At 70.6% G+C, this 8,706-nt stretch carries 12 protein-coding genes and 1 riboswitch; of the genes, 10 read left to right on the top strand and 2 right to left on the bottom strand.

Annotated elements, in window-relative coordinates; translation table 11 throughout:
- Both VIR15_RS04685 and VIR15_RS04680 read right to left on the bottom strand, forming a co-directional pair.
- Nucleotides 1-306 (bottom strand): enoyl-CoA hydratase-related protein (locus VIR15_RS04685; RefSeq protein WP_331926312.1); only part of this gene is annotated, 306 nt, incomplete at its 3' end.
- Nucleotides 307-330: 24 nt separating this feature from the next.
- The gene (locus VIR15_RS04680) at nucleotides 331-1,077 is read right to left on the bottom strand and encodes a dienelactone hydrolase family protein (protein ID WP_331926311.1); all 747 of its coding nucleotides are present in this window, start codon (nucleotides 1,075-1,077) and stop codon (nucleotides 331-333) included.
- A gap of 40 nt (nucleotides 1,078-1,117) precedes the next feature.
- Here VIR15_RS04680 and rpe point away from each other — a divergent pair, with 40 nt between their 5' ends.
- The 10 genes from rpe (at nucleotide 1,118) to VIR15_RS04630 (ending at nucleotide 8,693) form a co-directional block, all read left to right on the top strand.
- The gene (gene rpe / locus VIR15_RS04675; protein WP_331926310.1) at nucleotides 1,118-1,774 is read left to right on the top strand and encodes a ribulose-phosphate 3-epimerase; all 657 of its coding nucleotides are present in this window, start codon (nucleotides 1,118-1,120) and stop codon (nucleotides 1,772-1,774) included.
- Between the two features lie 140 nt (nucleotides 1,775-1,914).
- Nucleotides 1,915-2,056: riboswitch (FMN riboswitch) on the top strand.
- Nucleotides 2,057-2,177: 121 nt separating this feature from the next.
- The gene (gene pnuC, locus VIR15_RS04670; RefSeq protein ID WP_331926309.1) at nucleotides 2,178-2,939 is read left to right on the top strand and encodes a nicotinamide riboside transporter PnuC; all 762 of its coding nucleotides are present in this window, start codon (nucleotides 2,178-2,180) and stop codon (nucleotides 2,937-2,939) included.
- Nucleotides 2,940-2,942: 3 nt separating this feature from the next.
- Nucleotides 2,943-4,067, top strand: a complete 1,125-nt coding sequence (gene ribD / locus VIR15_RS04665) for a bifunctional diaminohydroxyphosphoribosylaminopyrimidine deaminase/5-amino-6-(5-phosphoribosylamino)uracil reductase RibD (protein WP_331926308.1) — start codon at nucleotides 2,943-2,945, stop codon at nucleotides 4,065-4,067.
- A 6-nt stretch (nucleotides 4,068-4,073) separates the two neighbouring features.
- Entirely contained in the window at nucleotides 4,074-4,703 is a 630-nt protein-coding gene (locus VIR15_RS04660) for a riboflavin synthase (protein ID WP_331926307.1), read from the top strand.
- A 5-nt stretch (nucleotides 4,704-4,708) separates the two neighbouring features.
- Complete coding sequence (gene ribB / locus VIR15_RS04655) at nucleotides 4,709-5,947, top strand: 3,4-dihydroxy-2-butanone-4-phosphate synthase (protein ID WP_414654914.1); 1,239 nt, start codon at nucleotides 4,709-4,711, stop codon at nucleotides 5,945-5,947.
- A gap of 10 nt (nucleotides 5,948-5,957) precedes the next feature.
- Nucleotides 5,958-6,416, top strand: coding sequence for a 6,7-dimethyl-8-ribityllumazine synthase (ribH, locus tag VIR15_RS04650; protein ID WP_331926305.1), 459 nt, complete (start codon nucleotides 5,958-5,960; stop codon nucleotides 6,414-6,416).
- Nucleotides 6,417-6,567: 151 nt separating this feature from the next.
- Nucleotides 6,568-6,831, top strand: a complete 264-nt coding sequence (locus VIR15_RS04645; protein ID WP_331926304.1) for a phosphoribosyl-ATP diphosphatase — start codon at nucleotides 6,568-6,570, stop codon at nucleotides 6,829-6,831.
- Nucleotides 6,832-6,841: 10 nt separating this feature from the next.
- Nucleotides 6,842-7,687, top strand: a complete 846-nt coding sequence (hisG, locus tag VIR15_RS04640) for an ATP phosphoribosyltransferase (RefSeq protein WP_331926303.1) — start codon at nucleotides 6,842-6,844, stop codon at nucleotides 7,685-7,687.
- The gene (locus tag VIR15_RS04635; RefSeq protein WP_331926302.1) at nucleotides 7,684-8,160 is read left to right on the top strand and encodes a PH domain-containing protein; all 477 of its coding nucleotides are present in this window, start codon (nucleotides 7,684-7,686) and stop codon (nucleotides 8,158-8,160) included. The genes hisG and VIR15_RS04635 overlap by 4 nt, the downstream gene beginning before the upstream one ends.
- Nucleotides 8,157-8,693 carry a flavin reductase family protein gene (locus VIR15_RS04630; RefSeq protein WP_331926301.1) on the top strand — a complete coding sequence of 179 codons (537 nt, stop codon included), beginning with the start codon at nucleotides 8,157-8,159 and terminating at the stop codon, nucleotides 8,691-8,693. The genes VIR15_RS04635 and VIR15_RS04630 overlap by 4 nt, the downstream gene beginning before the upstream one ends.
- Nucleotides 8,694-8,706 lie beyond the last annotated feature (13 nt).

Below are 8,706 nucleotides of genomic sequence, written 5' to 3'. Positions count from 1 at the left end.
GGCTGCGATCACCGGGATGGCCGACCCGGTGATCGCGCCCAGCATGCCGTAGTGGGCCTCGAGGAACTCCTCGCCGTAGACGCCGTCCAGGTCGGCTCCGGCGCAGAACGTCGATCCGGCGCCGGTGAGGACGATGGCCCGTGCCCGCGCCGCCCCATCTCGGACGGCCGACTCGAGCGCTCGGCAGAGACCCAGGCTGAGCGCGTTGCGCTTCTCCGGGCGGTTCAGGGTCATGACGAGGACCTCCCCGTCGAACGCCTGGATGACGGGGTCGCTGCCCGGATCGCTGCTCGGATCGTTGCTCATGGACCGATCCTGCCGTGTCGCCCGCTAGGCGGAGGAGCCGCCCGGCCGCAGTCGCTCGTCGAAGAAGGCGAGGACCCGGTCGACCGCGACCTGCTGCCGGTGGGCGGTCAGGGTGGCGTGGCCCTTGCCCTCGAGCTCGACCCGGATGAAGCCATCACCCAGCTCCGTCGCCAGCGTCTCGAACCGCGTCCCGGTGGCGGGGTCGTCGCGGTAGCGCACCCCGAGGACCGGGCAGCCCTCGGCAACCCTGCGACGGACGGTCGCGAGATCGGTCGGGCTCAGGCCGAGGTCGGCCTTGCGGACCGCTCCGATCGCCGCGGGGAGGGCCGGCTGGGCCACGACGGGGGCGGCAACCGACTCGTCGACCATCATCGCGAGCGCGAACCCGCCCGTTAGGCACATCCCGAGTGCTCCCACGCCCGGTCCGCCGAGCTCGACGTGCAGACTGCGGGCGAGGGACCTCAGCCAGTCCGTCACGGGGGACGTGACGCCGGCTCGCAGCTTGACGAACTCCCGGTTGATGCAGATCTGGCCGATCGATCGCACGAGCTGTCCGGTCGTGGCCCGCGCGCCCGGCCGGCCGAAGAGGCGCGGCATGACCACGGTGTAGCCGCGGGTCACGACGTCGTCCGCGAACCTGATGACCTCGGGTGTGATTCCCGGGATCTCGTGCACGAGCACCACGCCCGGCCCGCTGCCCTTGCGGTAGGTGTCATGGGTCTCTCCGCGTGCCGTGTGGCTGCCGCGGGTCCATCCGACCAGGTCGCTCATGCCGACATCGTCCCGCAGACCCGGCCCCTAGGCTGGGCCCGTGCAGATCTCCCCGAGCATCCTGTCGGCCGACTTCGCCAACCTCGAGAGTGAGCTGAAGCGGGTCGCCAACGCCGACTGGGCCCATGTCGACGTCATGGACGGGCACTTCGTGCCGAACCTCACCATCGGTCTGCCCGTCGTCGAGGCGCTCATCAAGGTCAGCCCGATCCCGGTCGACGCTCACCTGATGATCGAGGACCCGGACCGGTGGGCGCCGATGTATGCCGAGGCGGGGTGTCAGTCGGTGACCTTCCACATCGAGGCTGCGCACGATCCCCGAGCCCTCTCCCGAGCGCTCCGTGCAGCCGGTGCGAGGGCGGCCATGGCAGTCAAGCCGAAGACGGACTTCGCGCCCTATGCGGAGCTGCTGCCCGAGCTCGACATGGTGCTCGTCATGACGGTCGAGCCGGGGTTCGGCGGGCAGTCCTTCATGGCTGATCAGATGCCGAAGGTCCGCCAGGTCCGCGAGGCCGTCAAGCGTCACGGCGGGGAGATCTGGATCCAGGTCGACGGCGGCGTCAGCGCCGAGACGATCGAGCAGTGTGCCGAGGCGGGCGCCGACGTCTTCGTCGCCGGCTCGGCGGTCTACGGAGCCGAGGACGCCGCTGCCGCCGTCGAGGAGCTGCGCGCCCTGGCCACGTCGCACGCCCACTGAGCAGCGGGCCGGGTCCCAGCCCCAAGGCCAGGCGACGGTATGCCGCTGAGCCGGCTCAGCGGCATACGGCACCTTCCAGCGTGGCCGCCGTCACGTGGACGCGGGGTGGGAGTTCCCGAGACCGCGGTGCATACTGATGATTACGTGCTCCGGGGTCGGTGTAATTCCGAGCCGGCGGTGACAGTCCGCGACCCGACCACTCACTGTGCTTCACGAGTGGCCGGTTGACCTGGTGGAACTCCAGGACCGACGGTGAAAGTCCGGATGGGAGGCAGCACGAAACAGACTGGCGTCTGTGGTGGTTCGCGCACCCTGATCGGGGCGCGGAGCACGGCAGCGGCAGCTGTGGAGGTTCCCCGGAGTTCGTCCGACCAGCACCACGAACTCCAAGGACGAACACCACATGCAGTCGCTAGCTCTCGCAGACGAGACGAAGAACGTCTTCCAGCAGGTCATCGACGCCGCGATCCCCGTCGGCCCCTACCAGCTGCACTGGATCGAGCTCATCGCCGTGCTCATCGGCGTCGCCTCGGCCTGGTTCGGCATGAAGCGCCGAGTCTGGGCCTGGCCCGTCGGCATCCTCGCCAACATCATGCTCTTCTTCGTGTACCTCGGCGCGCTCTTCGGCGCCGACGAGCGGATCCCGCTCTTCGGCCAGGCCGGCAGGCAGGTCTTCTTCATCCTCACCAGCATCTACGGCTGGTGGCGGTGGACGCAGGTGCGCCGACTGAACCACGCCCAGGACGCCACCGGCGCCGCGATCACGCCGCGTTGGGCGACCGGGCGGGAGCGCGCCGCCGTGGTCGGCTTCTGGCTCGTCGGCACCGTGGTCGTGCACCAGGTCTTCGCGTCACTGTGGAGCCTCGCCCCGAACCCGTTCTGGACGCCGCAGTGGTGGTTCTTCTGGTGCGACGCGTGGATCTTCGTCGGATCGATCGTGGCCACGTACGCCATGGCCCGCGGCTGGAACGAGTTCTGGCTCGCGTGGATCGGCGTCGACCTCGTCGGGGTGCCGTTCGGCTTCGCGACCGGCTACGTGCCGACGGCCGTCCTCTACATCTTCTACGGGCTCTTCGTGGTCTACGGCTTCACCCAGTGGGTCAAGGCGTCCAGGACCGAGCACCGCGACGTCGAGCCCGTGCTCGTCGCGGCCCACGGGACCTGACCGATGGCTGCCGCCTACACCTCCGATGCCAGGGACGCAGCCTTCATGCGGCGCGCCCTGGAACTGGCCGCGAGGGGATCCTGGCCCGACCCGAACCCCCGCGTCGGGTGCGTCGTCGTCGACGCGAGTGGCGAGCTGGTCGGGGAGGGTTGGCACCGCGGTGCCGGCACGCCCCACGGCGAGGCGGCAGCGCTGGGCGTCGCCGGTGACCGGGCCCGCGGTGCAACGGCCTACGTCTCGCTCGAGCCGTGTGCCCACACCGGTCGGACCGGCCCGTGCGCCGACGCGCTCGTCGCGGCCGGGGTCTCCCGGGTCGTCTACGGGCAGGACGACCCCAACGGTGATGCGGCCGGAGGATCTGACGTGCTGCGCGCGGCCGGGGTGGACGTGGTGGCCGGCGTCCTGGCCGACGAGGCCGCCGCACTCAACGAGCGCTGGGCACGCACGATCGCCCTGGGCCGACCGCTGGTCACGTGGAAGTTCGCCGCCACCCTCGACGGGCGCAGCGCCGCGGCCGACGGCACGAGCCAGTGGATCACCAGCGAGGAGGCGCGGGCCGACGTGCACGCCCTGCGGGCGTCACGCGACGCCATCGTCGCGGGCACGGGGACCGTCCTCGTCGACGATCCGCGCCTCACCGTGCGCACGGGACCGGGCCGTATGCCGCTGGGCTCGCTCGCGGGACGACAGCCGTCTCGCGTCGTGGTCGGGTTGCGGGACGTGCCCGCGTCGGCTCGCGTCCGCGAGGGACCGGGAGAGGTGCTTCACATCCGCAGCCGCGATCCGCATGACGTGCTCGCGGTGTTGTGGGACGCGGGAATTCGTGACGTCTGGCTCGAGGGCGGCCCGACGCTCGCGAGCGCGTTCCTCAGGGCCGGGCTCGTCGATGAGGTCTATGCCTACCTCGCGCCGGCTCTGCTCGGCGCCGGTCGTCCGGCGGTGGGGGATCTTGGCATCACGTCGATGGATGGGATCAGGCGACTCGACATCGGGGACGTCCAGCGCGTCGGCGCGGACCTCCGGATCCACGGGACCATCCCACACCCGGTCGATGTCCCCGCGAGCGGCATGGGCGTCGTTCACCGGTCGAACCGGCGGGTGTTGGTGGCTCTGGACGAGAGGGCGTAGCAGGAGATGTTCACCGGAATCGTCGAGGAGCTCGGGACCGTCGGGTCCATCGAGCACGGGACCGAGTCCGCCGTACTGCGGATCGAGGGCCCGCTCGTCGCCAGCGACACGGTCCATGGTGCGTCCATCGCGGTCAACGGAGTGTGCCTCACCGTCACCTCCCACGATGCGGACGGGTTCAGCGTCGACGTCATGGCCGAGACGTTGAGCCGGTCCAGCCTCGGCTCCCTGCGAACTGGTGACCGCGTCAATCTCGAGCGGGCGATGGCGGCGTCGAGCCGGTTCGGTGGGCACATCGTGCAGGGGCACGTCGACGGGACGGCCACCGTGACCGAGCGTGTTCCCGGCGACCGGTGGGAGGTGGTGTCGTTCACCCTCCCGGACGCGCTGGCCCGTTATGTCGTCGAGAAGGGCTCGATCACCGTGGACGGCGTGTCGCTGACCGTGTCCGCGGTCGGACCGGCGTCCTTCTCCGTTTCCCTCATCCCGACCACCCTCGAGCAGACCACGCTGGGCCGCAAGGGGGTCGGCGACGAGGTCAACCTCGAGGTGGACGTCCTGGCCAAGTACGTCGAGCGCCTGCTCGTGCACGGGCCGGGCACAGCCGGCGCCGCTGACACCAAGGAGGAGTCATGACCGCGCTGTCGACCCTGTCGACGATCGAGGAGGCCCTCGAGGCGATGAGGGCCGGACGCCCGGTGCTCGTGCTCGACTCCGAGGACCGCGAGAACGAGGGCGACCTCGTCCTCGCCGCCCAGACCGCCTCGGAGGAGTGGATGGCCTGGACGATCCGGCACACGTCCGGCTACCTCTGCGCCCCGATGCCGAACGACGTGGCCGACCGGCTCGAGCTGCCGCTCATGGTCTCGGACAACCGCGACCCCCTGCGGACCGCCTACACGATCTCCGTCGATGCGACCGCGGGGGTGACGACGGGCATCAGCGCCGCGGACCGGACCCGCACCGTCCAGGTCCTCGCCGACCCCGCGTCGGAGCCCTCCGACCTCATCCGCCCCGGTCACGTGCTGCCGTTGCGGGCCCGGCCGGGAGGCGTCCTGACCCGGCCCGGGCACACGGAGGCGGCGGTCGACCTGACCCGCCTCGCCGGCCTGCCACCCGTCGGGGTCATCGGCGAGCTGGTCCATGACGACGGCCGGATGATGCGCTACGAGGCGGTGGTCGCCCTCGGCCATGAGACGGGGCTACCCGTCGTGACGATCGAGCAGCTCATCGCCTGGCGCCAGCAGCACGACCGGGTGGAGCGGCTCGCGACGACGATGATCCCGACGCGCCACGGCACCTTCACGGCCCACGGCTACCGGGACACGCTGACCGGCGACGAACACGTCGCTCTGGTGAGCGCTCGGGGGCTGCACGGCACCAGGCCAGGGGCCCCAGCCCCGGTCCGGCTGCACTCGGAGTGCCTGACGGGCGACGCCTTCGGGTCGCTCCGGTGCGACTGCGGACCCCAGCTGCAGGCCTCGCTGGCCCGGGTCGGCCGCGAGGGCGGGGTCGTGGTCTATCTGGGCGGCCATGAGGGTCGCGGCGTCGGCCTCGTCGACAAGCTGCGGGCCTATGCCGAGCAGGATCGTGGCGCGGACACCGTCGACGCGCAGACGGCCCTGGGCCTGCCGGTCGACGCGCGCGAGTACGCCGCTGGAGCCGCGGTGCTCCATGACCTCGGTGCGACCCGCATCATCCTGTTGACGAACAACCCGGACAAGGTCGCAGCCCTGCGCCACTTCGAGATCGACGTCGTTGCCGTCGAGCGGCTGCACACCGAGGTTGCGCCCCAGAACGAGCGCTACCTCATGACCAAGCGCGATCGGCTCGGCCACGACCTGCCGGCCATCGTCCGCGCCAAGCCAGAGTCAGCCTGAGAGGAGACCCATGAAGGACGGAGCACCGGCCCTGACCGTCGACGGCCGTGGCCTCAAGGTCGCCGTCGTCGCTGCCAGCTGGCACGACCAGGTCATGGGAGGTCTGCTCGACGGAGCACGCCGGGGACTGGCCGACGCGGGAGTCACGGACGTCACCGAGGTCCGCGTCCCGGGCACGTTCGAGCTCTCCGTGGCCTGCTCCGCGCTCGCCCCTCGCTACGACGCCCTCGTCGCACTGGGCGTCGTCATCCGCGGCGGCACCCCGCACTTCGAGTACGTCTGTCAGGCAGCGACGGTCGGCATCACGGAGGTCACGGTGCGCACGGCCACCCCGATCGGCTTCGGCGTGCTGACGTGTGACACGGAGCAACAGGCGATCGAGCGCGCCGGCCTGCCCGGCTCGACGGAGGACAAGGGTCACGAGGCCGCCACCGCGGCAGTCGCCACGGTCGTCGCCCTCCGGGCCTAACGCGGCTCGAGGTATCGGGTCGCTCTCGAGAACGAACGAATACCTCCAACCGGAGCGATACCTCGAACGGGCCCTCGAACGGAAGGCGGCTGGGTGGCCACGGATCGGGCGGCCCCGAGCCCAGCGGCATACGGAAAGTACTCTCTAGACCGTGAAGAGCTTTGAGCAGCTGCACGCCGAGCTGGCCGAGAAGGCCGCGACGCGCCCTGAGGGCTCGGGGACGGTCGCCGCACTCGACGCGGGCGTCCACGCGATCGGCAAGAAGATCGTCGAGGAGGCGGCCGAGGTGTGGATGGCTGCCGAGTACCAGTCGAACGGCGAGACCGCCGAGGAGATCAGCCAGCTGCTCTACCATCTGCAGGTCCTCATGCTCGCCAAGGGCATCACGCTCGACGACGTCTACGCTCACCTCTGAGGACATCCCAATGCTGCGAATCGCCGTGCCCAACAAGGGCTCCCTCTCCGATGCGACCGTCGAGATGCTCCGCGAGGCGGGCTATCGCACCCGTCGGGACGCGAAGGAGCTCGTCGTCGCCGACCCGGACAACGACGTCGAGTTCTTCTACCTGCGTCCCCGGGACATCGCGGTCTATGTCGGGTCGGGGACCGTCGACGCCGGTGTCACCGGCCGTGACCTGCTGCTCGACTCGGGGGCGACCGCCCTCGAGGTGATGACCCTCGGCTTCGCCGCCTCGACCTTCCGCTATGCGGCGCGGCCCGGCAAGGTCACGTCGGTCGAGCAGATCGCCGGGAACCGCGTCGCCACCTCCTACCCGGGACTCGTGCGCACCGACCTCGCCAAGCGCGGCATCGACGCCGAGGTCGTGCGGCTCGACGGCGCGGTCGAGACGGCGATCACCCTTGGCGTGGCCGACGTCATCGCGGATGTTGTCGAGACCGGCACCACGCTTCGCCAGCAAGGCCTGGAAGTCTTCGGCGAGCCGATCCTGCGCTCCGAGGCCGTCCTCATCCGGGGCGACCGACCGGGGGAGCACCAGGCGACGTCTGTGCTCCAGCGCCGGCTTGCGGGCGTCATCACAGCCCGGACATACGTCATGCTCGACTACGACTGCCCGAAGGACCTCGTCGCCAAGGCGACCGAGCTGACGCCCGGGCTCGAGTCCCCGACCGTCTCGCCCCTCCAGGACGAGGCCTGGGTCGCCGTCCGTGCCATGGTTCCGCGCATGGGGCGCAACCGCCTCATGGACGAGCTCTACGACCTCGGCGCGCGGGCCATCCTCGTCACCGACATCGCCGCCTGCCGACTGTGAGCGACACCCCGACCAGCACCCCCGCGGACGCCCTGGCGCCGTTCCGGCCGAGGCGCGGCCGCGTCGTCGCCCTGGGCGTCGTGTGGGCGTCGTTGCTGCTGTTCGGCCTCATCGCGGTGATCATGCCCGAGCAGGATGGCCGATGGGGCGTGGCGGACCGGATCATGCTCTTCGGGCTCGGCGTCGTCATCGCTGCCCTGGCCTGGCGGTATGCCTCGATCATCGCCATTCCGAGCCGTGAAGGGCTCATGGTCCGCAATCTCGTCCTGACGAGGACCCTGGAGTGGCCCGAGATCGTCGGGATCCAGTTCGGCGGGGGTGAGCCATGGGTCAGCCTCGATCTCGTCGACGGCGACACCCTCGCCGTCATGGCCATCCAGAAGGCCGACGGTGAGATCTCCGGCCGCGAGGCGTCCCGGCTGGCCGCGCTGGTCCAGGCATTCGGTGAGTTCCGCAAGGGGTCCTCGTCATGAGTCCCCAGCCGAGCGCCGAGGAGATGCGCCATGCGCTCGGCCACTTCGCGACGGGCGTCACCGTCGTCACCGGAACGACCCTGGACGGGGACCCGGTGGGCTTCGCGTGCCAGTCGTTCGCCTCGGTGTCGCTGGACCCGCCGCTCGTGCTCTTCTGCGCCGATCACCGCGGTCGTTCCTGGCCGCGCATGCGCGACGCCGGGCTGTTCACCGTCAACGTCCTCCACCACGAGCAGCACGACATCGTGGAGCGCTTCGGGTCGCCGTCCGGCAGCCGGTTCGACGGGCTGGACTGGTATCCCTCCGCGGACGGCGGCCCCAGCCTGACCGACGCCCTGATGCGGATCCACTGCTCGGTGGAACAGGTGCATGTCGCCGGTGACCACGACGTCGTCATTGGACGGGCACTCAGCCTCGACGACACGGGTGCTGGCCGCCCGATGCTGTTCTACCGCGGCCAGTTCACCGTCACGGAGAAGACCGCTGAGGCCGAGGGGCCCGACGCCGAGGCCGTCGAGGACTACTGGGGCTGAGCGGCGCCGGCGC

This window comes from Intrasporangium sp., from assembly GCF_036566125.1.
Classification (GTDB): domain Bacteria; phylum Actinomycetota; class Actinomycetes; order Actinomycetales; family Dermatophilaceae; genus Intrasporangium.
Note: the sequence above shows the minus strand (reverse complement) of the source record. Positions and strands in the feature narration are given on the sequence as shown.